15 protein-coding genes are annotated in these 23,604 nt (G+C 76.5%); 5 read left to right on the top strand and 10 right to left on the bottom strand.

Annotated elements, in window-relative coordinates:
* Window positions 1-10 precede the first annotated feature (10 nt).
* The 8 genes from ABZ495_RS00405 to ABZ495_RS00370 form a co-directional block, all read right to left on the bottom strand.
* Complete coding sequence (locus ABZ495_RS00405) at window positions 11-988, bottom strand: pyridoxal-phosphate dependent enzyme (RefSeq protein WP_359833703.1); 978 nt, start codon at window positions 986-988, stop codon at window positions 11-13.
* Window positions 985-2,511 (bottom strand): amino acid adenylation domain-containing protein, encoded by a 1,527-nt coding sequence (locus tag ABZ495_RS00400; protein WP_359833702.1) that lies wholly within the window; start codon window positions 2,509-2,511, stop codon window positions 985-987. Before ABZ495_RS00400 ends, ABZ495_RS00405 begins: the two co-directional genes overlap by 4 nt.
* Window positions 2,508-4,841: a lantibiotic dehydratase gene (locus ABZ495_RS00395; RefSeq protein ID WP_359833700.1), complete on the bottom strand. Its 2,334-nt coding sequence runs from the start codon at window positions 4,839-4,841 to the stop codon at window positions 2,508-2,510. Before ABZ495_RS00395 ends, ABZ495_RS00400 begins: the two co-directional genes overlap by 4 nt.
* A gap of 59 nt (window positions 4,842-4,900) precedes the next feature.
* Window positions 4,901-5,848, bottom strand: coding sequence for an ornithine carbamoyltransferase (locus tag ABZ495_RS00390; protein WP_329486311.1), 948 nt, complete (start codon window positions 5,846-5,848; stop codon window positions 4,901-4,903).
* Window positions 5,849-5,917: 69 nt separating this feature from the next.
* A complete protein-coding gene (ectB, locus tag ABZ495_RS00385; RefSeq protein ID WP_359833698.1) occupies window positions 5,918-7,186 on the bottom strand; it encodes a diaminobutyrate--2-oxoglutarate transaminase in 1,269 nt (422 codons plus the stop codon).
* Between the two features lie 34 nt (window positions 7,187-7,220).
* Window positions 7,221-10,424, bottom strand: coding sequence for an amino acid adenylation domain-containing protein (locus ABZ495_RS00380; RefSeq protein ID WP_359833696.1), 3,204 nt, complete (start codon window positions 10,422-10,424; stop codon window positions 7,221-7,223).
* A 181-nt stretch (window positions 10,425-10,605) separates the two neighbouring features.
* Window positions 10,606-11,250, bottom strand: a complete 645-nt coding sequence (locus tag ABZ495_RS00375; protein ID WP_359833694.1) for a response regulator transcription factor — start codon at window positions 11,248-11,250, stop codon at window positions 10,606-10,608.
* On the bottom strand, window positions 11,247-11,870 hold the full coding sequence (locus ABZ495_RS00370) for a response regulator transcription factor (RefSeq protein ID WP_329486306.1): 624 nt from the start codon (window positions 11,868-11,870) through the stop codon (window positions 11,247-11,249). Before ABZ495_RS00370 ends, ABZ495_RS00375 begins: the two co-directional genes overlap by 4 nt.
* A gap of 536 nt (window positions 11,871-12,406) precedes the next feature.
* Here ABZ495_RS00370 and ABZ495_RS00365 point away from each other — a divergent pair.
* The 5 genes from ABZ495_RS00365 to ABZ495_RS00345 all read left to right on the top strand — a co-directional run bounded on the left by ABZ495_RS00365 (window position 12,407) and on the right by ABZ495_RS00345 (window position 21,611).
* A complete protein-coding gene (locus ABZ495_RS00365; protein ID WP_359833692.1) occupies window positions 12,407-15,553 on the top strand; it encodes a type 2 lanthipeptide synthetase LanM family protein in 3,147 nt (1,048 codons plus the stop codon).
* 132 nt (window positions 15,554-15,685) lie between these two features.
* The gene (locus ABZ495_RS00360; RefSeq protein ID WP_329486304.1) at window positions 15,686-15,889 is read left to right on the top strand and encodes a hypothetical protein; all 204 of its coding nucleotides are present in this window, start codon (window positions 15,686-15,688) and stop codon (window positions 15,887-15,889) included.
* A 72-nt stretch (window positions 15,890-15,961) separates the two neighbouring features.
* The gene (locus tag ABZ495_RS00355) at window positions 15,962-18,868 is read left to right on the top strand and encodes an AAA family ATPase (protein ID WP_359833690.1); all 2,907 of its coding nucleotides are present in this window, start codon (window positions 15,962-15,964) and stop codon (window positions 18,866-18,868) included.
* Between the two features lie 319 nt (window positions 18,869-19,187).
* Complete coding sequence (locus ABZ495_RS00350) at window positions 19,188-19,997, top strand: methyltransferase domain-containing protein (RefSeq protein ID WP_359833688.1); 810 nt, start codon at window positions 19,188-19,190, stop codon at window positions 19,995-19,997.
* Window positions 19,998-20,609: 612 nt separating this feature from the next.
* Window positions 20,610-21,611 carry a LuxR C-terminal-related transcriptional regulator gene (locus ABZ495_RS00345; RefSeq protein ID WP_359833687.1) on the top strand — a complete coding sequence of 334 codons (1,002 nt, stop codon included), beginning with the start codon at window positions 20,610-20,612 and terminating at the stop codon, window positions 21,609-21,611.
* A 17-nt stretch (window positions 21,612-21,628) separates the two neighbouring features.
* Here ABZ495_RS00345 and ABZ495_RS00340 read toward each other — a convergent pair whose 3' ends face one another.
* Together ABZ495_RS00340 and ABZ495_RS00335 are read right to left on the bottom strand one after the other, a co-directional pair.
* On the bottom strand, window positions 21,629-21,904 hold the full coding sequence (locus tag ABZ495_RS00340) for a hypothetical protein (RefSeq protein ID WP_329486300.1): 276 nt from the start codon (window positions 21,902-21,904) through the stop codon (window positions 21,629-21,631).
* Window positions 21,905-22,195: 291 nt separating this feature from the next.
* A complete protein-coding gene (locus tag ABZ495_RS00335; protein ID WP_359833685.1) occupies window positions 22,196-23,581 on the bottom strand; it encodes an MFS transporter in 1,386 nt (461 codons plus the stop codon).
* Window positions 23,582-23,604 lie beyond the last annotated feature (23 nt).

Below are 23,604 nucleotides of genomic sequence, written 5' to 3'. Positions count from 1 at the left end.
GAGAGGGCGCTCAGCGCGCCGCGGCGGCGGCCAGCACGGCGGCGGAGTTGCCGCCCGAGACGACGACCGCGGTGCGGTCCGCCGCGCCGGGCCGCAGGGCGCCGGAGCCCAGCGCGCCGGCCAGCGCGGCGGCGCCGCTGGGTTCGGCGGCGATGCCGGCGCGGTGCAGCAGGTCCATGGCGCGCAGCACCGCCGCGTCGTCGACGCCGATCAGGTCGTCGACCCGCCGCCGGACGATCGGGAAGGTCAGCTCACCGGGCCGCTGGCCGCGCAGCCCGTCCGCGACGGTGTCGCTGGGCGGCAGCTCGACCGGTTCGCCGGCGGCCATCGAGCGGGCGTAACGGCGGGCCCGTTCGGGCTCCACGCCGATGACGCGCACCGGCCTCGGCAGCCGGGCGGCCGCCAGCAGGACGCCGGCCAGCAGGCCGCCGCCGCCGACCGGGACGAAGATCGCGTCGAGGTCGGGGGCGTCCCGGAACACCTCCAGGCCGACGGTGCCCTGACCGGCGATCACGAGTCCGTGGTCGGAGGAGGGCACCAGCGCGGCGCCGGTGCGGGCGGCGAGGTCCCTGGCGTGGCGGTCGCGTTCGGCGACCCCGCCGGGGACCCGCAGGACCCGGCCGCCGAGCGCCCGGATCGCCCGCTCCTTGGCCTCGGCGGCGCCGGCGGCCATCACCACGGTGACCCGGACGCCGAGCATCCGGCCCAGGGTGGCCACCGCGATGCCGTGGTTGCCGGAGGAGCCGGCGACCACCTCGTCGGCGCCGAGCGCGAGCATCGCGTTGGCCGCGCCGCGCAGCTTGAACGACCCGCTGTGCTGCAGGTGTTCGGCCTTGACGAGCAGGCCGGGCAGGGTGTCGTGGCGCAGCAGCGGGGTGTGCCGCACGTGCGGGGCGATCCGCTCGGCGGCGGCCAGGACGTCGGCCGGCCCGGGCAGGCCGGTGTCGGTGGCGAGACCGGTCAGCGGGCGGGTGTCGGCGGCCGTCACGCGACGGCCTCCGGCACGGGCGCGCGCAGGGCGCGGCGGTCGGTCTTGCCGCTGTGCGTCACGGGCAGCCGCTCCAGCCGGGTGAAGCGCCGGGGCATCATGTGCGGCGGCAGGGTGAGCGCGAGGTGGGCGCGCAGCCGGGCGTCGGGGGTGGCGGCGAGCGGGCCGGTGACGTGGGCGTCGAGCCAGGTCCGGCCCCGGTCGTCGGTCTCGGCGGTCACCACGGCGCCGGTGACGTCGGGGTGGGTGAGCAGGGCGCCCTCGATCTCGGCCGGGTCGACCCGGTGGCCGCGGATCTTGAGCTGGCGGTCCGCGCGGCCGAGGTAGTCGAGGGTGCCGTCGGGGCCGCGCCGGGCGAGGTCGCCGGTCCGGTACAGCCGGGTGCCGGGCGGGCCGTGCGGGTCGGGCGGGAAGCGGTCGGCCGTCAGGCCGGGCAGTCCGCCGTAGCCGCGGGCGACCCCGGCGCCGCCGATGTGCACCTCGCCGACCTGGCCGCCCGGGACTTCGCGGCCCTGCGGGTCGAGCAGCCGGACGACGGTGCCCTCGATCGGGGTGCCGACGGTGTCGGTGGCGGTGTCCGGGTCGGCCGGCACCTCGTAGCGGGTGGAGGTCATGGTGCACTCGGTGGGCCCGTACTGGTTGACCAGCCGGCCGCCGACCAGGGCGCGGCCGCCGGCGGCGAGGAACGGGCGCAGCGACTCGCCGCTGGAGCAGAGCAGGCGCAGGGAGCGCAGCCGTTCGGCGGCACGCGGGTGCTGGGAGAGGAAGGTCAGGAAGGACGGGGTGGTGCTGAGGACGGTGTCGACGCCGTACTCGGCGACGGTGTCGGCGAAGGCCTCGGCGCGCAGCAGGCGCGAGCGGTCGACGAGGACGACGCAGCCGCCGGCGGTCAGCGGGGCGAAGGTGTCCCGGATCGAGGCGTCGTAGCCGGGCGGGGCGAGTTGGAGGGTGACGGTGCCGGGGCCGAGGTGGTTGTCGCGGGCGACGGCACGCAGATAGGTGTCGAGGCCGTGGTGCTCGATCAGCACCGGGTTCGGCGCTCCGGTCGAGCCGGAGGTGTGGCTGACGTACGCGAGCGACCGCGGGTGCGGGGCGGGGAACGCGGGGGCGGCCGGCGGGTCGGCGGGCAGCCGGTCGAGCAGCAGGGCGGGCGCGCCGACGAGCGGGCCGAGCCGGTCGGCCAGGGCCGCGGTGGTGAGCAGGTGCGCCGCCGCGCCGCCGGCGGCGAGCGCGGCGAGCCGCCCGTCGGGCAGTTCGGTGTCCAGGGCGAGAAACGCCCCGCCGGTGCGGACGACCGCGGCGATCGCCACCACGGCGTCGGCGCCGGGTGGCAGCGCCACCGCGCAGACCCGTTCCGGCCCGAGGCCGTGGGCGGCCAGGTGGGCGGCCAGCCGGTCGATCCGCTCGGCGAGTTCGCCGTAGCCGACCGGTCCGCCGGGGGTCAGCAGGGCGGGGGCCTGCGGTGCGCGGTCGGCGTGCGCCCGGATGGCGTCGACGAAGGTGGCCCCGGCGGGGGTGCTCATGCCGGCTCCTCCGTCCCGGTGGTCCGGTCGACGGCGACGAGGCGCAGTTCGGAGGTGTAGCGCTGCCCCTGGTCGTCGGTGAGCCAGGCCTGTTCGGGCGTGGGGAGCATCTCGCTGACGGTCAGGCGGGCGTTCGGGTCCTTGCGGGCGAGCCGGCGGGCGGCCTTGGCGAGGATGGTGACGTAGACCGGGCTGTCGAAGTCGACGAAGAACGGCCGGGGCTCGGTGGGGGAGACCACGAAGACGAAGCGGGGCAGCTCGTGGGCGTCCCGCCACTGCCGGGCCCGGACGAACCGCCGGGCCTCGGTCTTCTCGTCCGCGAAGTCCAGGGCGGCTCCGGCGAAGCGCCAGGTCTCCCGGGCGACCACGGTGGAGTCGATGGTGATCCGCGGCGAGTGGTCGCCGTCCGAGCGCAGGGTGAAGCGGTCCATCACGCGGTTGGTGAGCGCGTGGCAGAAGACGTCGAGCAGTTCGAACTCGGAGCCGTCGGGCAGTACGGCGGCCAGCCGGTCGTCGCGCTCCTCCACCAGGACGTCGCCGGAGCGCACGGTGCGCGGGCGGTGCGGGTCGGAGGTGTGGTCGGTGAGGGCGACGTAGTGGTCCTGCGGCCGTCCCAGCGCCTGCCGGCTGCGGGCGGACCACTTGAGCGGCAGCTCCTTGGGCAGCATCGGGAGCAGGCGCGGGCCGGGGAAGTCGCGGCTGGTCTCGTCGATCAGCTGCTCGCGGTCCGGGTGCTGGTGGACGAAGAGGGACTGCCCGAGGGTGTTCATCGCGACGTGCAGCTCGCCGATCACGAGCTCGAACTCGCCGCGCCCGACGGCGTCGAGGTCCTCGGCGATGATCATCAGGTCGGGGCTGATGTACCGGCTGAGCGACCAGCCCCGGCCGCCCTCCGGGAACGCCTCGTGGACCTGCTCGGCGATGTCCGCGGCGGCGAGGTGGACCCGCCGGGCGCCGGCCGGTGCGTCGATGATCCGACGCCAGCGCTCGCGCAGGTCGGCCTGGATCCGTTCGATGTCGGCGATCGACTCCGGGTGCGGGGCGGGCAGGCAGGCGAACCAGAGCGAGCCGAGGTCGACCGGGCCGCCGCCGCGCTCGCGCAGGGCGCGGTAGGCCGTGCGGATGCGCTCGCCGACCGCCTCCGCGTACCGGTTGGTCATCCAGCGGGCGGCGGTCATGCACAGCTCCAGCGGGGCGAGCTGTTCCAGGACGGCGGTGCCCACGGTGGCGGTGGCGGAGCGGCGGGTGTCGGAGTAGACCAGGGCGCGGTTGGGCGCCGTCCGGGCGCCCTTCTCGCGGACCGCCGCGACCTCGGTGATCTCGGCGAAGGCGCCCTCCAGCGCGGCGAGGGCGGCGGTCAGCTCCTCGGGGTCGGTGCCGGCCCGCTGCACCCGGTCGCGGCCCTCTTCGAGGACCGCCAGCCGGGCCAGCGCGGGTTCGCGCACCTCGGCGTCGCCGATGCGGTCGAGCATGGCCCGCAGTTCCCGCTCCGGGTAGGTGCCGGCCGGGACGTCGAGCTTCCACAGCACCAGCCGACGGGCGACCAGCCACTCCAGCGCGGCGGTGACCTCCGCGGCGGGCAGCGGCCGGCCGAGCTCCCGGCCGGCCAGTTCGGCGATCCCGGCCGGGGTCCGGCGGCCGTCGCAGAGCCGGAAGACGGCGAGCGCGGCCTCGGAGACCGGCAGCGGCGGGCGGCCGGGCACCAGCACGGTGCCCTCGGCGGCCCGGACGAACGGCACCGGGCGCGGCGGCGTCCAGTCGCGGACCCGGGGGTCCCGGTCGATCGCCTTGGCCAGCGCGTCCATCGACCAACTGGAGAAGTACACCTGGGAGTCGGCGACCAGGCCGGTGCCGGGGTGGACCTCGACGCCGCGCCGGTCGGTGTCGAAGGTGCCCCAGCCGACCGGGCCGAAGAAGCCGATGGTGTCGTTCTTGACGCAGAACCGCTGCCAGTAGTGGGCGACCAGTTCCTCGCGCTGGCGCGGCATGCTGGTGCGGCCCTCGGCGGACGGCGTCCAGTCGAGGAACGACTTGATGCCGGTGCCCAGCACCGCCCGGTTCTGCCAGGCCACCGCGGCCCGGAACGGTCCCGAGGCGGCGATCTCCTGGAGGTCCCGCGCGGTCTGCACGGCGGCCGCGGTGAAGGCCTCCTCGAAGGCCTCCCAGTCGGCCTTCGCCGGTACCTCGCCGGGGGTGAACTTGTCGGCGGCCGTGGCCAGGCCCTCCGGCGCCAGCCGGAGCACCCCGGCGGCGGGGAAGCCCGGCCCGCGGAGTGCGAAGTGCGGCCACAGGCGCCACCCACCGCCGGGCATTCGTATGGTGTCGGACATTGCTGAGCTACCTCCCTGGGAAACGTGCGCCGGGTCGTCCGCCGGTGGCCGACCGGCCGTCAGGCCTGTTCGGCCGGGATGCCGCCGAGGCACCACTCCAGGACCGCGCGGGCGCTGTGGTACTTGTTCTCGGCCTGCTGGAACGCGATGCTCGCTGGGCCGTCCAGCACGTCGCCGGTCACCTCGTCGCCGCGGTGCGCCGGCAGGTCGTGCATGAAGACGGCGCCGGGGCAGGCCGCGAGCACGGAGGAGTCGACCCGGAACGGCTCGAAGTCGCGCCGCCAGTCGGGGTCGGCCTTGGCCGTGCCGGTGGTCTGCCAGCGCGTGGTGTAGACGACGTCGGCCTCCGGCAGGTCGGCCATGTCGTGCCGCTCCTCGACCAGGGCGCCGGCCTCCTTGGCGAGGGTGCGGGCGCGGTCGAGGTAGGCCGGGTCGAGCCCGTAGCCGGCCGGGGTCCGCAGGTGCAGCTCGGCGCCGGGGAAGCGGGCGAGCGCGAGGGCGAGCGCCGAGGCGGTGTTGTTGCCCTCCCCGGCGTAGAGCACCCGCAGTCCCTCGATCCGCCCGAAGTGGCCGAGCATGGTGGTGAGGTCGGTGAGCGCCTGGGTGGGGTGCTCGGCGGCGCTCATCGCGTTGACGACGGACATCCGCTGCTGGGCGGCGTAGGCGCGGAGTTCCTCGGTGCTGCCGGCGGTGCGCGCCACCAGCACGTCGAGCATCCGGGAGAGCACCTCGGCGGTGTCCTCGGTGGTCTCGCCGGTGTTCTCCTGGAGGTCGTCGGGACCGTAGGTGATCAGCCGGGCGCCGAGCCGCAGCGCGCCGGCGGAGAACGCCGTGCGGGTGCGGGTGGAGGTCTTGCGGAACAGCACGCCGACGACGGCGTCGGAGAGCGGCCGGGCGCTCTCGCACTCGCCGGCGGCGTACTGGGCGCCGCGGTACGCGATCCAGCGCAGCTCGCGGTCGGAGAGGTCGTCCAGGGAGACCAGGTGGCGGCGGGGCGGTCGGGGCATGGGGGGTTCCTCCTCGGGTGACGCGGTGACGCGGTGACGCGGTGACTCGGTGACTCGGGTGGCGGACCGTCAGTTGGCGCGCAGGGCGTCGTGCAGGACGCCGAGGCCCTCGTCCAGCAGCTCGGGCGCGATGGTCAGCGGGGGCATCACCTTGAGGACCTCGTCGTGCCGGCCGCAGCGCTCGATGATCAGGCCGTGGTCGAAGGCGTACCGCTGGACGCGCTCGGCGCGGTCGGCGCCGCCCGCCGGGGCGGTGTCGATGCCGAGCACCATGCCCCGGCCGCGCAGCACCAGCTCCGGGTCCAGCCCGGCGAGCTCCGTCCGGAACCGGTCGAGCCGGGCCGAGTTCCGCTCCAGTGCGGTCAGGAAGGCGTCCTGCTGCCAGAACTCGCAGGCGGCGGTGGCCGCGACGAAGGCCAGCTGGTTGCCGCGGAAGGTGCCGGTGTGCTCGCCGGGCTGCCACAGGTCCAGCTCGCGGCGGAACAGCGTGAGCGAGAGCGGCAGCCCGTAGCCGCTGAGCGACTTGGAGACGGTGACGATGTCCGGCACGATCCCGGCGTCCTCGAAGCCGAAGAAGGTGCCGGTGCGGCCGCAGCCGGACTGGATCTCGTCGAGGACCAGCAGCACGCCGTACTGCTCGGTGACGCCGCGCAGGCGGCGCAGCCACTCCCGGCTCGCCGGGTAGACGCCGCCCTCCATCTGCACCGGCTCGACGACGACCGCCGCCGGCGGCTCGGTGCCCGAGGACGGGTCGGCCCAGAGCCGCTCGATCAGGTCGATCGAGTCGAACGGGCCGAGCGGGCCGTCCTCGAAGGGCACGAAGGTGACGTCGCCGCCGGTCACCGCGCCGGCCCGGCGGGCCCGGCGGCTGCCGGTGACCTCCAGCGAGCCGCGCGACATGCCGTGGTAGGCGCCGGTGAAGGCGGTCAGCCCGGTGCGGCCGGTGGCCCGGCGGGCCAGCTTGAGGGCCGCCTCCACCGCGTCGGTGCCGGTCGGGCCGGTGAACTGCACCTTGAAGTCGAGCCCGCGCGGCCGCAGGACGATCTCGTTGAAGCGGGTGAGGAACTCGCGCTTCGCGACGGTGTGCATGTCCAGGCCGTGCATCACGCCGTCGGCGGCGAGGTAGTCCAGGACGCGCTGCTTGACCGCGTCGTCGTTGTGCCCGTAGTTGAGGCTGCCGGCGCCGCAGAAGAAGTCGATGAAGGCCCGGCCGTCGTCGGTGTGCAGCAGCGCGCCCTTGGCGCGCTCGAACACCACGGGGAAGGTGCGGCAGTACGACCGCACCTCGGACTCGAGCTTCTCGAAGACGGAGGTGTCGGTGGTGGTGGCGGTGGTCATGGGGGTTCCTTGGGGCGAGGAGGGCAAGGAGGGGTCAGCGGCCCGCGGTCGCGCGGTCCCCGCGCGGGCGGGCGGTCAGCCGGGGCAGCGGGCCGTCCGCGGCCGTCCGCGGGTAGTCGTCCAGGGCCGCGGCGAGGGCGGCGACGGTGGGGTGGTCGAAGAGCGCCCGCACCGGCACGTCCACCCCGAGGGCGGCGCGCAGCCGTACGGCCACCCGGGTGGCGAGCAGCGAGTGCCCGCCGAGCCGGAAGAAGTCGTCGTGGGCGCCGATCCCGGTGCTGCCGAGGACCTCCTCCCAGACCGCGGCGACGGCCCGCTCCCGCGGGGTGCGCGGGGCGGCGGAGGCGGCGGTGGCCGTGCGGGGCTCCGGCACCGGCAGCGCGTGCCGGTCGACCTTGCCGCTGACCGCGGTCGGGATGGCGTCCAGCAGCACGAACGCGGCCGGGACGAGGTGGTGCGGCAGCGAGTCGAGCAGGGCGGCGCGCAGCTCCTCGCCGGTGGGCGGCCGTTCGGCGTCCTCCGCGACCAGGTAGGCGGTGAGCTGGCGGCCGCCGGAGCCGTCCGGGGTCGGGTGGACGACGGCGGAGCGCACGCCGTCCAGGGCGAGCAGCGCGGCCTCGATCTCGCCCGGCTCGATCCGGTGGCCGCGGATCTTCACCTGGTGGTCGCTGCGGCCGAGGATCTCCAGCGAGCCGTCCGGACGCAGCCGGCCGAGGTCGCCGGTGGTGTAGAGCCGGCCGCCGGGGACGGTGGCGTGCGGGTCGGGGAGGAAGGCGCCGGCGGTCTGGCCGGGCCGCCCGCGGTAGCCCCAGGCGAGGCCGTCGCCGCCGATGCAGACCTGCCCGGTGCCGCCCTCGGCCACCGGCTCCAGCCGGTCGTCGAGCACCCGGACGCTGGTGTTGTCCACCGCGGCCCAGGTCAGCACCTGTCCGTCGGCGCCGTGGCGGGCCACGCTGGTCCAGATGGTGGCCTCGGTCGGCCCGTAGAGGTCCCACACCGGGGCGCCGCCGGCGGCGAGCGTCGCCGCCAGCTCGGTGTGCAGCTTCTCGCCGCCGGAGAGCACGGTGAGGCCGGGAGCGGGCAGCCAGCCGGTGTCGGTCAGCATCCGCAGCATCGAGGGGGTGGCCTGGACGACGTGCGGGCGGGCCTCGCCGATCAGGCGGATCAGCCGCTCGGGGTCGCGGGCCTGCTCGGTGTCGGCGAGCACCAGCCGGGCGCCGGTGAGCAGCGGCAGGCAGAGCTCCAGCATCGAGGGGTCGAAGGAGGCGGTGGTCAGTCCGAGGACGGTGGCGTGCGGCGGCAGCTCCAGCCGGGCGGCCATCGACCGGAGGAAGTTGGTCAGCGCCCGGTGCGGGATCTGCACGCCCTTGGGCATGCCGGTCGAGCCGGACGTGTGGAAGACGTAGGCGAGGTCGTCCTGGCCGGTGGTCCGGTCGAGCCGGTCCGGCCGGGTCACCGGGCCGGTCTGCGGGCCGTCGCCGTCGAGCAGCAGGGTGGTCGCGGCGGTGTCCGCCACCCGGCCGGCCAGCGCGCCGGTGGTGACCACCACGGCCGCCCCGGTGTCCTCGACCAGGTAGCCGATCCGCTTCACCGGGTGCATCGGGTCGAGCGGGACGTAGACGCCGTCCGCCTTGAGGACGGCGAGCAGCGCGGTGAGCAGGCCGGTGCCGCGCTCCAGCAGGACGCCGACCCGGACGCCGCGGGCGACGCCGAGGCCGCGCAGCCGGTGCGCCAGGCGGTCGGCCCGGGCGTCGAGTCCGGCGTAGCTCAGCTCGCCGTCCGTGGAGCGGACGGCGATGGCGTCCGGGGTGCTGCGGGCCTGCCGTTCGAAGAGGTCGGTGACGGTGGGGGAGGGCACCTCGCGGGCGGCGCCGAGGCCGAGCGCGAGCCGGCGGCGGCGCTCGCCGGAGGGCAGCGGCGCCAGCCGGGCGGTGGCGAGGGCCAGCGGTTCGTCCGGGGCGGCGAGCACCTCGCGCAGCAGCCCGACGTAGTCCTCGGTGAGGCGGGCCGCCGTCTCGGGGGCGAACAGCGCGGTGGCGTACTGCAGGCGCAGGCCCAGGCTGCCGTCGGGGCGGCCGAGCAGGTCCAGCGCCAGGTCGAACGGCGTCCCGGCGACGGGGGTGGGCACCAGCTCGACGTCCAGGCCGGGCAGCGCGGGCGGTTCGGCCTGGGAGTCGAGGGTCAGGAAGGAGACCTGGAAGAGCGGGTTGCGGCTGAGGTCGCGGTTCGGGGCCAGCTCGGTGACGACGCGTTCGAACGGCGTCTCGGCGTGCGAGAGGTCGGCGAGGGAGCCGCTGCGGACCCGGTCCACCAGCTCGCCGAAGCTCGGCCGGCCCGACAGGTCGGCGCGCAGCACCACGGTGTTGACGAACGGGCCGATGAGGTCCCGGGTGGCGGCCTGGCCCCGGCCGGCGACCGGGGTGCCGACGGCGAAGTCGCTCTGCCCGCTGTACCGGCCCAGCTGGGCCTGGAAGGCGGCCAGCAGCACCATGAACCGGGTGGCGCGCCGGGACCGGGCCAGCCGGTCGGCGCGTGCCACCAGCTCGGCGGGGAGGGTGAACCGGGCCACCGCGGCGGCGCCGTCCCACTCGGCGGGCCGGGCGCGGTCGGTGGGCAGCTCCAGGGGCGGCAGCCCGGCCAGCCGGGAGCCCCAGTAGCCGAGCTGGCGGGCGAGCCGGGGCCCGGTGGTGCGCTCGTGCTGGCGGGCCGCGAAGTCGGCGTACTGGAGCGGGAGGTCCGGCAGGCCGTCGGGGCTGCCGGTGGTCGCCGCGCGGTAGGCGGCCGCCAGCTCGCGGGTGAAGACGTTCCAGGAGGAGAAGTCGAAGGCGATGTGGTGCACCACGACGACCAGCAGGTGGTCGTCGGCCGCGAGCCGGGCCAGGGTGGCCCGCAGCGGCGGCGCGGTGGTCAGCTCGATCGGCCGGTGCAGTACCAGGTCGAGGACGGCGGTGATGCCGGCTTCGCCGGGGGCGGGCGCCTCGACGGTCTCCAGCGGGACCTCGACGGCGGGCGCCACCCGGGCCACCGGCTCGCCGTCGGCGGCCGCGTACCGGGTGCGCAGTACCTCGTGCCGGGCGACCACGGCGGTCAGGGCGGCGGCGAGGGCGGCGGCGTCGACGCCGCCGCGCAGGCGCAGGGCCAGCGGCAGCAGATGATCCGCCGTACCGGGCCGCAGCTGGTCGAGGAACCACAGCCGTTGCTGCGAGAACGATGTCGTCCGGACGTCACCGCGGTCCACCGGCTCACCTCCAAGGGATAGTCAGAACGTCGCGCGCCCCGGGTGGTCGGGGCACAACCGGAGCTTGCCGGTCGGGTGCGGCGGGGGAGTAGGGAAGGAGCGGCAGCGCGGGGCGCCGCTTTTGCTGCGTCAATGTCTCTGTTCGGCGGCTCCGGCCGCGGCGGGCCGGGGCGGCGCCGGGTCAGATCAGCCCGGTGCGGACGGCGTGGGCCACCGCGTGGGCCCGGTTGCGGACCTGGAGCCGGGCCATCAGGTCGTAGATGACGTTCTTCACGGTGTGCTCGGAGCAGGAGAGTTCGCGGGCGATGGCCGCGTTCCCGTGGCCCTCGGCGACCAGTCCGAGCACGGCGGTCTGCCGGGCCGTCAGCGGGGATTCGGGGGCGGGCCGGCGCGGGGCGGGCGCGCCGTCCTCCGCCGGGCCGAGCAGGCCGACCAGGACGCCGTAGGGCATCCGGCCCTCGCCGTGCCGGGCGCAGCGGACGGCGGTGAGCAGGCGTTCCGGGGTGGCCTCGGCGGACTGCAGCATGGCCACCGCGCCGGCGCGGACGGCCCGCCGGACCCCGTCGGCCGTGAAGGTGTCGGCGACCAGCAGCAGCGGGCGGCCGTCGGGCTCCGGCCAGCCGTCCAGCGCGGCGCCGGGCGTCGGCCCGGCGGCCACCCGGACGGTGGCCCCGGAGTGGCCGGCCGCGAGTTCGATGCCGGCCCGGCGCAGGTCGGCGGCCACCTTCTCGCGGGCCGGCCCGCCCGCCGGGCCGAGGTGGACGCGCAGGGCGGTGGCGGGCCGCCGCTCGGTCTCGGGCCTGGTGGCGAGGGCGAGGGCGCTCACAGCAGACCCGCCCGCAGGGCGTAGGCCACCGCGTGGGCGCGGTTGCGCAGCCGGAACCGCTGGGTGATGTCGCGGACCACGGTGGTGACGGTCCGTGCGGAGTAGCAGAGCGCCCGGGCGATCTCGTCGGTCTCGTGGCCGTCGGCCACCAGCCGCAGGACGGCGCGCTCCCGTTCGTCCAGGCCCCAGCCGGGGCCGTGGCCGCGGGCGCCGGGGTGCGGGTCGAGGTCGGTGCCGTGGTCGAGGAGCCCGTCGATCAGGTCGGGCGGCACCGTGCAGTCGCCGCCGGCCACGGTGAGCACCGTCCGGGCCAGCCGGTCGGCGTTGACCTCGCGCCGGCGCAGCAGGCCGCGGGCCCCGGCGTTGATGGCGTCCGCGGCCTCGGCCGGGGACAGGTCGGCGGCGATCACGACGACGGCGGGCCGGTGCGGTCCGGTGCGCGTCGCGGTCACCAGGTCGAGCTCCTGACGGTCCACCCGGTCGACCAGGACGACGGCGACATCGGCCTTCTCCTCGGGCTGGACCAGGGCGATGTCCGGGTTGCCGGACAGCGCGCTGACGGCGCCGGCTTCCAGCACCGGGTCCAGGGCCACGACACAAAGCGGCAGGGGGTTGCCCATGTGCACTCCTCGGTCAGCGGGGTGAGCCTCTCGGCGAGGAGTCTTCGCTTCCGGTGCGCCGCGCCGCATGGGGCGCGATCACCCGCATTCCCCGCCGCGGGGGGCGCCGGGGCCGGTCCGGACGGCCCCCGTCGCGCGGACGGCGCCGGGCGCCCCGTCCGGATCCGCCGGCGAATCGTCCCGGTCCGTCCGGTACGGGGCGGCGGGCCCGAAGGGTGGGGGCGGCCCGCTGCCGCCCACCGGGGGCGGCGCGCCCGTGCGACCGCGGACCCCCGCCCCCGGCCGCCCCCGCCGCCGCCCCGCCGCGACCGGGTGCGGCGGGTGGCGCCGCGGGTGGCCGCGGGACCGCTCCGCCGCAGCTCCGCGCGGTCCCGGCGGCCCCCGGGGCCGACCCGGCGCCCGCCCCCGCGACCCGTCCGACCACCCGGGCGCGCAAAGCTGGGGCACGCCGGGTACGGCGTCTGGGTAGTCCGCGGCGAAATCTACGGGTGGTGCTCCCCTGTACGGAGGGTCGCGCCGCTGGAAAAGTGGCGGACGTGACCACAACCGACACCGCTTCCCGGGCCTCAGGGCCGGCGCCCTCCTGGTGGGCGCCGGCCGCGACGCTGCGCGAACGGCTGTCGGCCCCGCACCCGCCGGTGGCGCCGGCGGCGGGCCCGACGGCCGGGGCACGCACCCGCTCGGCGGTCGAGCAGGCCTGCGAGGCCGCCCGGCTGGCCCGGCTGGGCGTCGACCCGGGGCTGGCCGCGGCGCTCGCCGCCGAGGCGCCGGAGCGCCTGGCCGGCCGGCTCGCCAAGCCCTCGTGGGCGGTCTTCGCGGAGCGGGCCGTGGCCGGCGCGCCGGAGCACCCCGGGGGCGTGCCGCTCGAAGCGGGCGAGGGGGCGACGGTGTTCGCACCGCTGCTGCGCCCGCTGGTGGCGGCCGCCACCGCCGAGCTGACCGCGCGGGCGCTGGCGGGCGGCGCCGAGCCGGCCGACCTGGCGGTGTTCGCCCCGGCGTACTCGCGCTGGCTGGCCGAGCGCCTCGCCGGCGAGGCGGCCCGGACACTGGTCGTGGAGCTCGCCGCCGCCCGGGACGCGGGCGGCCTGGCCGGCGCCACCGGCGCGGACCGGTTCGCCGACTTCGCGGCCCGCACCGGCACCCGGGCCGGACTGGCCCGGCTGTTCACCCGCTACCCGGTGCTCGCCCGGCTGATGGCCCGGACGTCCCGTCACACCGCCCGCTCCGGCGCGGAGCTGCTGACCCGGCTCGCCGCCGACCGGCCGGCGCTCACCGCGGGGCTGTTCGACGGCCGGGACCAGGGCCCGCTGGCCGCCGTCGAGCTGGGCCGCGGGGACCTCCACCAGCAGGGCCGGTCGGTAACGGTGCTGCGGTTCGCCGCCGGCGCCACCGCGGTCTACAAGCCCCGGCCGATCGGCCAGCACGCGCTCCTGGACGCCATGACGGACTGGCTGGACGCCAAGGTGCCGGGCCTGGCGCCGCGCACCCCGCGCTGGGTCGGCGGGGACGGCTACGGCTGGCTGGAGTTCATCGAGCACCGGCCCTGCCGCTCGCTGGTCGAGATCGACCGGTTCCACCGCCGCCAGGGCGCCCTGCTCGCCCTCGCCTACACCCTCGAAGGGGTGGACCTGCACTGCGAGAACCTCCTCGCGCACGGCGACCAGCCGGTGCTCGTCGACGTGGAGACGCTGCTGCACCCCGTCCTCGGCGAGGGGAGCACCACCCTGCCGGACCCGGCGGCCGCGGCGCACGCCGCCTCGGTGCACCGCACCTGCCTGCTGCCCCAGCTGCTGGTCGGTGAGCTGGGCGCGGTCGACGTCTCCGCCCTCGGCGCCGCGCCGGGCGGGGAGTTCCCCAACACCCGGATGGTCTGGGAGGACACCGGCACCGACGAGATGCGCCTGGTGCGCCGCGGGGCGCCGTTCACCGGTGCCAAGAACCGGCCGTACGGCGTCGTGCCGGGAGCCGGCAGCGCGGACCGGCTCTCCGCGACGCTGGCCGGGTTCCGCGCCGGGTACGACGCCGTCGTCCGGCACCGGGCCGAACTCGCCGACCCGGCCGGGCTGCTGGCCACCGGGGCGGCGGCCGTCGGCCGCCTCGTGATCCGCCCGACGATGCTCTACGCCACCCTGCTGGCCGAGGCGACCCACCCGCAGCTGCTGGGCGACGGGCTCGACCGCGACGCCCTGTTCGCGGTGCTCTGGGCCGAATCGCAGGGCGACCCGGCCCGGCAGGCCCTGATCGAGCACGAGATCGCCGACCTGTGGGACGGCGACGTCCCGGTCTTCTTCCACCGGCCCGGCGAGCCCGCGGTGTTCGCCTCGGACGGGAGCCCGGTGCCCGGCGTCCTGGACACCTCCGGCCTCGCCACCGCGCGGGCGAAGCTCGACGGCATGAACACCGTCGACCGCCACGACCAGGAATGGATCATTTCGGCCACGCTGGCCTCCGTCGGGCCGGACGCCACCGGCCCCCGGCACCGGACGGGTGGGCGCACCCGCCCCTCGCCCGCCGCCGTCCCGGAGCCGTCCGCGCTGCTCGCCGCCGCCTCCGGGATCGCCGACGAGATCGCCGGCCGCTCCGTGAGCGGCCACGGGCGGGTCAACTGGATCGGCCTGGAGGCCGTCGACGAGCACTGGACGGTGCTGCCGATGGGCGCCGGGCTGGCCCAGGGCTACTGCGGGGTGGCGCTGTTCCTGGCCCAGCTCGGCGCGCTGACCGGCTCCGCCCGCCACACCGGTCTGGCCCGGGCGGCGGTCGCCCCGCTGCCCGACCTCGTCGCCGCGACCGCCGCCGACCCGGAGCTGAGCCTGGCGGTGGGCCCGGGCGGCTTCGAGGGCCTGGGCGGCCTCTGCTACTCCCTCGCCCGGCTGGCCGGCCTGGTCGACGAGGGCCTCGCCGACTGCCTGCCGGCCGCCCTGGACGCGCTGGCCGTGGCGGCGCTCGACGAGGAGGCCCGGCCCGGCGTCTCGGCGGGCCTGGCCGGGGCGCTCGCGGCCCTGCACGCGGTGCACCGCGAACGCGGGCTGGAGCGGGCCGCCGAGCTCGCGGACCGGATCGCCGAGCGGCTGCTCGGCCTGCCGCCGCCCGGTCCGCTCGGCGCCGCGGCGCCGGACCGGGTCGGCTTCGCCTTCGGGGAGGCCGGGATCGGCTGGGCGCTCACCCGGCACGCCCGGTTCACCGGCGGCCCGCGCGGCGCGCGGTTCGCCGCCGCCGGCCGGGCCCGGCTGACCACCGCCCTGGCGGCGGACCGGCTCACCGGCGGCTGGTGCTCCGGGACGGCCGGCACCGTGCTGGCGGCGGCCGACGCGGGCCTGTGCGCCGAGCAGCCCGACAGCCCGCTGCGGGATGCCGTGCACCGGCTCACCGGACAGCCGCCGGTGGCGGACCTCAGCCTCTGCCACGGAGAGCTGGGCACCGCGGAGGCGCTGGCGGCGCTCGCCGAGCGCGGCCACCGCGGCGCGCGCAACAGCCTGACCGGCCGGGCCGGAACGGTCCTCGGGCAGCTCCACGACTGGGGACCCCGCTGCGGGACCCCCGGACAGGTGCCGACGCCGGGGCTGCTCACCGGGCTCTCCGGGATCGGCTACGCGCTGCTCCGGCTGGGCTTCGCCGACACCGTGCCCTCCGTCCTGCTGCTGGACGCGGCCCCCGGCCCCCCACCGGCCCCTTCGACCATCTGAAGAGAACCGAAGAGAACCGAAGAGAACCAAACAGGACCGAATAGCACAAGACCACCTGAAACGAAAACAAAACAGCAGAGCACAGCGCCACTTATCACCACGCACCGCTTCCCGAATGGAAAGGAAAGCCCCATGTCCCACTCCCTGTACAACGGTGCTGTCCGCAGCGAGGCCACGAACCAGGCCGCGACCACCCCGGACCCGGCCGGCGAGATCCGCCTGGTCCGCCGGAACGGTGCCTGCGCCCGGACCCGGGCCCTGGCCGGAATGAGCCTCGGCAGCGGCGTGGTCGTGGGCCTCGGCTCCATCACCACCACTGTCTCGGTGCCGTTCTGACCTGCACTCACGTAGGGCCGATCCGAACATGAACACGACGCTCCGCGGGGAGAGCGACTACTATCCGGGGCTATGCGTGTGCGGGCAGCCCATCTCATCGGCCGTGATGCCGAAGTCGCCGGACTCGGCGAATCACTGCGGGATCTCCGCCGCTCGCGCGGCTGTACCACATTCCTGGTCGGCGAGGGCGGAATCGGTAAGTCGCGACTGGTCGCCGAGCTGATCGGCGAGGCGGTCGACGCAGGAGTCCGCGTCCTGCGGGGCCGGAGCAGCACCATCGGACCGATGGTGCCGCTCCGGCCGCTCACCGAAGCGCTGATGCCGCTCTCACGCGGCGGGGAGACGCCGGACGAAGCGAGCCTCGGCCCCTACCGCCCGGTGCTCGGCCGGCTCATCCCGGACTGGAGCACCGGCACCCCGGACCAGGGATCGACCGTGGTGCTCGCCGAGGCCGTCCTGCGGCTGCTCGCCTCCGCGGGCCGCGACCAGGGCTGCCTGCTGGTCCTGGAGGACCTGCACGACGCCGACACCGAGACGCTGGCCGTCGTCGAGTACCTCGTCGACAACCTCGAACAGCAGCCGGTCATGCTGGTGGCGACCGTCCGGTCGGAACCGGGCGAGGCACTCCTGCTCGCCGAGTCGGCCGGGCGCCGCCGCAGCGGAACGGTCTTCCGGCTGGCGCCGCTGGACGACGACGAGGTGAACCGCCTGATCGCCTCCTGCCTCGACACCGAGCCGGACCTGGTCCCCGCCGAAGTGCTGACGCAGATCCGGGAGGACAGCGCCGGCATCCCGTTCCTGGTCGAGGAACTCCTCCAGGGCGCCGTCACCGGCGGCGCGCTGGTCCGCGAGAACACCGCCTGGCGGGTGGCCGGGAACCTGCGCCGCAACGTGCCGAGGGCGCTCCTCGAAGGCGCCATCCACCGCATCGACGAACTCGGCCCGCAGGGGCAGACCCTGCTCTCCGCCGCCGCCGTGCTCGGCCGGCGCTTCCCCCTGTCGGTGCTCCAGCTGATGACCGGCGCCGACGACCGCAGCCTGCTCAGCCACCTGCACGCCGGTGTCACCGCCCGGCTGGTCGCGGCCGACGAGCCCGCCCCCGACTGGTACGCCTTCCAGCACCCGCTGACCGCCGAGGCACTGCTCGCCCAGCTCACCCCGACCGCCCGGGCCGCCCTGTCCCACCAGGCCGCCGACGCGATCGAGGCCCTCCACCCCGACCTCCAGGGCGACTGGTGCCCGCTGGCCGCGACCCTGCGCGCCGACGCCGGCGACCCCGTCCGGGCCGGCCGGCTGTTCACCGAGGCCGGCCGCCGCGCCCTCGCCAACGGCACGGTCGGCTCCGCGGTCACCCTGCTCGACCGGGCCGAGACCCTGCTGGCCGGGGGCACCGACTCGGCCGCCCGCGCCGAGGCCCTGGAGGCCCTGCTGCCCGCCCTCGCCGAGACCGGCGAGCTGACCCGCGCGCTCAGCCTCGCGAGCAGCCTGCGGGAGCTGGTCGGCGCCGGTCTGGGCGCGCCCCGGCTGGCGGCCCTGCACACCCGGCTGGCACAGGTGGCCTACATGGCGGGCCGCTGGGCCGACGGCAACAACCAGATCGAGCGGGCCCGCGCCCTGCTCGGACCGGACCCGGACGAGGCGCACACCGCGCTGACCGACGTGGTGGAGGCCTACCTGTGCCTCGACACCCCCGGCCAGGACCGCACCCAGCGGGCCGAACGGCTGGCCCGCGCCGCGATCGACACCGCCGAGAGGCACGACCAGCCGCTGGTCGCCTGCCAGGCCTGGGAGCTGCTGGGCGTCGTCGCCCGCGAGCGCGACCCGGCCGAGGCGGTCACCTACCTGGAACGGGCCATGAACACCGCCGAGCGGCACAGCCTGCCGCTCCAGCGGATGTACGCGCTCACCCGGCTCGGCGGCAGCCGCTGGCTGGCCGACGGCGGCACCGCCACCCTGGACGAGGCCCGGACCGAGGCCCGCCGCCTGGGCGCCGTCACCGTCGTCTACACCCTCGACGGCATCCTCGCCCTGCACGACGTGCTCTGCGGCCGGTTCGCCGAGGCCCGGGTGCTGGGCGACGAGGCGCTGACCATGGCGGCCCGGCTGCGGCTGACCCCGGTCGCCCGCTACCTGCTGATGACCCGCTCCGTCCTGGCGGCCCATCAGGGCGACCGGGTCGCCATGGAGGAGTCGCTCACCGAGTTCGGCCGCTGGGGCGGCAGCGGCTCGCCCGAGGAGCCGCTCGCCCTCGGGCTGGCCCGGGTGTTCTGCGCCCTCCTGGAGGAGGACCGGGACCGGGCCGCCCGGGACATGGCAGGCCTCCAGGCCCTGGAGGCCGAGAACCCGAGCACCTTCCACCTCGGCGGCCGGCACGGCCTCGGCCTGCTGCTCGACCTGCTGGACGGCCGTCTCGACCGCGGCCGCCTCGACCGGGTGGCCGCCAGCTCGGCCGGCCGGATGCGGTGGAACCGGCACTTCGTCCTGCTCGCCGACGCCGTGCTGCTCGGCCGCGAGGGCGATCCCGAGGCGGCCGGCCGGGCCGCCCAGCTCGCCCAGGAGGTCGGTGCGCCCTACCCCACCGCCCGCCACCTCGGACAGCGGCTGATCGCCGAGGAGGCGCACGCCCTGGGCTGGGGCGACCCGGAGGGATGGCTCCGGGAGGCCGAGCACCACTTCCGGGAGACCTCCGCCACCGCCGTCGTCGGCGCCTGCCGGACGCTGCTCCGGGCCATCGGCGCGCCCGTCCGCCAGCACCGCACCGGCAGCAACCGGATCCCGGCGCAGCTGCGGCTCAAGGGCATGACGGTCCGTGAGTACGAGATCTTCCAGCTGCTGGCCGACCGGCTCAGCAACAAGGACATCGCCGCCCGGCTCTACATCTCGCCGCGCACCGTCGAGAAGCACGTCGCCAGCCTGATCGCCAAGACCGGGCTGCCGAACCGGTCCGAGCTCTGCGCGCTGGCGGCGCAGCAGTCCTGAGGGCGGGCGGGGCCGGCGGGGGCGCGGTCGGGGTCCGCGGGGGCGCGGTCGGGGCCCGGCGCCCGGCGCGCAAGTGGTCGGTTGCTGCCGCCCGGAACCGGCGCCCGGGGCGGTTTCCGGCCGGGCCCGGCCGGGCGGAAGCGGCCGGACCGGGCGGAACGGGCCGGTTCATGCCGGTGCAGGTTTCGGCCACCGGCCGGCCCGGGACAACGGCCCGTCGGGAGCAGCACACTGGCTGCGCGGCGCCTCACCGGGACCGGCCGGCCGAGGTCCCGCGGCGCCCGCCCCACGACGGCATCCAGGAAGGGACCGACCCCCGATGACGAAACCCGCCGCCTGGCCGGAGCGGAACCTCTGGACGGACTCCGCGCAGGCGCGGGCCGACGCCTACCTCGACCACGCCCGGAGCATCCGCGGCGAGGTCCGGTTCGACCTGGTCACCCGCGCGCTGGCCCGGCACCTGCCGCAGCGCCCCTGCCGGGTGGTGGACATCGGCGGCGGCTTCGGCCGGCAGGCGGTCCTCCTGGCGCGGGCCGGGCACGAGGTGACCGTGGTGGACAACGACGAGACCCTGCTGCGGGCCGCCGCCGACCTGGTCGCCGCGGAGCCCCCCGAGGTCGGCCGGCGGGTGACCCTGGTCCAGGGGCTGGGCGAAGCGGCGCCCGACCTGGTCGGGACGGGCTTCGACCTGGTCTGCTGCCACAGCGTCCTGCTCTACCTCACCGACCCGGGCCCGATGCTGGACGCGCTGGTCCGGCTGGCCGCGCCCGGCGGCCTGCTCTCGCTGCTCACCGTGAACCGCGACTCCCAGGCGATGCGCGACGGGCTCCAGGGCGACTGGCGGGGCGCGCTGGCGACCCTGCTGGAGTCCGGCGAGCGGGGCGGGCAGTACCTGCCGACCCGGCCGGACACCCCGCAGGACCTCGGCCGGCGGCTGGCCGGGCTCGGCGCTCCGACGGTGGAGTGGTTCGGCGTGCGGGTCTTCTCCGACCACCGCCGTGACGAGCCGTCACCGGAGGAGTTCGTGGACCTCTGCGAGCTGGAGTGGCAGGCCGGACTGCGCGATCCCTACCGCGGGTTCGCCCGGCTCTTCCACCTGGTGGCCCGGCGCGGCGCCGCGGCCCGGTAGCCGTACCGCTTGGCGGCCGCGCGGGGACCGAAGCGCGCGGGGCCGGAAGCACGCGGGGCCCGCACCCGCGCGGAGGCCGGAATCCGCGCGGAGGCCGGAAACGCGGTGGTGACCACCGCCGGCCGGGACCGGCGGCCGACGGTGGTGCGACAGGGCGCCGGGCGCGTGACCGTGCGCCGGTACCGGAGTGAGTGCGCCGGAGCCCGTGCCGGTGCGCCGCGGCCCGGCCGGAACCTGCCACCGAGCGTCCGGGCCCGCCACCGGCCCGCCCCGGGCGCGGCCGAGGACCGGCCCCGGAGCGCCGCTGACCCGCGACGATGCCGGACGGGCCGCCGGACCGGGCGGCCCCGGGGCGGGCGCGGCGGGGGGCGCACCGGCCGCCGGCGCCGCCGCCGTCGGCCTGCCGTCGCAGGCTCACTTGTGGGTGGCCACGTCAAGTGCCAGTCTGTGAAAGTCAATTGCCGGACTCAGTGCGTGCACGTCGAGAGCAGGGGTTGTGCGCCGACGTCAGCCGCCGGACCGAGTCAGGGCATGTCCGGAATTCGCGCCCCGCCGGGACGGTCGACCCGCGTCCCGGCGGGACGGTCGGACGAGCCCTGGAGGGAGTGGTCAATGTTCGAAGGGCTTGGGCTGAGCAGCCTCGCCGAGTCCGTGTACCTCGCGATGCTCCAGCACCCGGACGAGAGCCTCGACGTCCTCGCCCGCCGGCTCGACGTGGACCACGCCCAGATCCGGGTCGCGCTCGACGAGCTCACCGGCATCTCGCTGCTCCAGGTGTTCCCGGGCCGGCCCGGGCCAAGAGCCGTCCGGCCGGAGATCGGACTCTCGGCGCTGGTGGCCCGTCAGCAGGCCGAGATGGCCCGCCGGCACCAGCAGATCGAGGAGGGGACGGCCGCGCTGTCCACCCTGCTGGCCGAGCGCGCGGAGAGCCGCCCGGCCGAGACGGAGCCGGGCATCGAGCGGCTGTCCGGCATCGAGGCGATCCGCGACCGGCTGAGCGAACTCGCGCGCAGCTGCGAGTGGGAGGCCAGCTCCTTCATGCCGGGCGGCGCCCAGTCGGAGGAGAACATCAAGGCCAGCCGGGAGCTGGACGCCGAGGCGATCGACCGCGGGGTGCGGTTGCGCACGGTCTACCAGGACAGTGTCCGCAACCACCGGCCGACGCTGGAGTACGCCCAGTGGCTCAGCGGGCTCGGCAGCGAGGTGCGCACCACCGCGTCGCTGCCCCTGCGGATGCTCATCGTCGACCGGCGGGTGGCCGTGGTGCCGCTCGACACGGCCGACGAGCAGGGCACCGCAGCGGTCGTGATCTCCAGCGTCGGGATCATCACGGCCCTCACCGCGCTGTTCAACTCGGTCTGGCGGTCCGCGACCGTGCTCGGCGCCGCGCGCCGGCGCGACGACGTCGGGCTCTCCGGCCAGGAGCGCCAGGTGCTCAGGCTGCTGGCCGCGGGGCTGACCGACGAGGCGATCGCCCGGCAGCTGGGCGTCTCGGTCCGCACGGCCCGCCGGGTCGCCTCGGACCTGCACACCAGGCTCGGTGCGCGCAGCAGGTTCCAGGCCGGCGCCCAGGCCGTCTCGCGGGCCTGGATCACCCCGGACGACCTGGAGTAACGCGGTCCCCGGCGGCCTCAGGGCCCCACCTCGGTGGAGCGGACGGCCCAGCTCGGGCAGGTTCCGGCGCCGGCCATGGTCCGGCAGCAGAGCTGCTCGGCCACCCGCGCCGCGTCCAGCAGGTCGCGGGCCTGCACATAGAGGTTGAACACCACGAAGCCCTCGTGGACGTCGATCCGCGCGTGCTGGAGGCAGTCGGTGCCGGCCCTGCTGCACAGCAGGTGCCGGTGCAGCTCGCGCGCGGACTGCGGCGCGGCGCCCGGGGTGTCAACCGTGGTCTTGGTCAAGTACATGGGTGGACCCGCTCCCGGCCGGGGCGTGCGGTCCGGTCCGGGGGGCTCGGGCGCCGTCGCGCCCCTGACCCCTTCCGGCCGGCTGGTCAGACCTCACGCGTCGCGTTCTCACGCCGACCCCTTCACGTACGTCGTTGCGAGCCGGTCCCGGGCCGGTTCCGCCGCGCGGTCACCGCGGCTCCGAGGAACCGGAACCGCGGTGGGTGGGCGGCCGGACCGGTGCCGGGGGCCGGAGTTCAGGGCCCGGCCCCCGGAGCCGGCCCCGGGCGGGGGCCGGCTCCCGAAGGACCGTCAGAGGATGATGGGCGGATCCGGGGCCCACCGGGTCAGGGCCCAGCGGACGAGTTGCGGGCCCAGTGCGGCGGCCATCACCGCGAACGCGGCGATCATCGCCCACCGCGTCCCGAAGGCGACGGCCAGGGCGCCGCCGACCGGCACCCCGATCAGGCTGGCGGCCTGCAGCAGCACGAAGGCCATCGCCATCACCTGGGCGATCCGGTCCTTCGGCGCCGCGGCCTGCAGGCTGCCGAAGACACTGGCGATCAGCAGCGTCCCCCCGAAGCTGCCCGCGAGTTCCAGCAGCACCAGCCCGGCCATCGCGCTCGGCCCGGCGGCGGCGAACGGCAGCAGGGCCAGCGAGAGCAGGCTGACGGCGGTGCCCAGGGCGAGCGTGCGGCCCGACCCGAACCGCTTCTGCGCGCGGCCGACGAGCATGCCGCCGGTCACCCCGCCGACCGCGCCGAGTGCCAGCAGCGAGCCGATCAGCGACGGCCCCATGTGCACCGCGTGCACGAGGAAGAGCACGAGCACCGGCTGGGTGACCCCGTTGACGAAGGACACCGTGACCACCGCCCGGACCCCGGACTGCCGGCCCATCGCGAGGGCGAGGCGGACGTTGGCGGCGGCGCCGAGCCGCTGCTTCCAGGTCGTGGACGTCTTCGAGGTCTCCGCGGTCTTCACGGGCTCGGCCGGCACGGCGCCTTCGGCGGTTCTGGCGGGACCGGCGGCGCCCGCGGGCCCACCGGCCACCGCGTCGGCCGGCCCGGTGCCGGCGCTCGCGGGCCGGACCCGGGTGAGCAGGGCCGCGGAAGCCAGGAACGAGAGCGCGTCGACCAGCACCACGTACGGCGCCGCGACCCGGGCGAGCAGGGCGCCGCCGAGCGCGGGCCCGCTGATGTCCGCGACGCTGCGGGTCGCCGAGATCTTCCCGTTGGCCTCCACCAGGTTCGCCTTCGGGACGATCTGCACCAGCAGCGGACTGGACAGCGCGGAGTACACCCCGAGCGCCGCCGAGGCCACCGCGGTCAGCGCCAGCAGCAGCACGATGTGCAGCGCCCCGAGCCACCAGAGCAGCGGTACGGACCCCATGATGGCGGCCTGCACCAGGTTGCAGGCCGCCATCATCGGCGCGCGCGGACGGCGCAGCCCGTCGGACCACGCCGCCGCCGGGAGCCTGATCAGCAGCGACGGCAGCACCTCGACCACCGCCAGCGAGGTCATCTCCAGGGCCGAGGCGCCCAGCGTGACCGCCGCGCACATCGGGATGGTGACGTTGCTGACCGCCGAACCGACCTGGGAGAGACCGGTCGCGGCCCACAGGGCCCGGAACGGCCGGTCGGGGAAGACCGGCGGGTCCGCGGTCTGCTCACCCCCGCCGGCCAGTGCCGTCGTCGTCACGTCGCTCGTCCTTTCACGCCGGT

It is taken from the genome of Kitasatospora sp. NPDC005748 (genome assembly GCF_040630735.1).
Lineage (GTDB): Bacteria > Actinomycetota > Actinomycetes > Streptomycetales > Streptomycetaceae > Kitasatospora.
The sequence above is the reverse complement of the archived record's forward strand: the minus strand, read 5'-3'. Positions and strand labels throughout refer to the sequence as shown.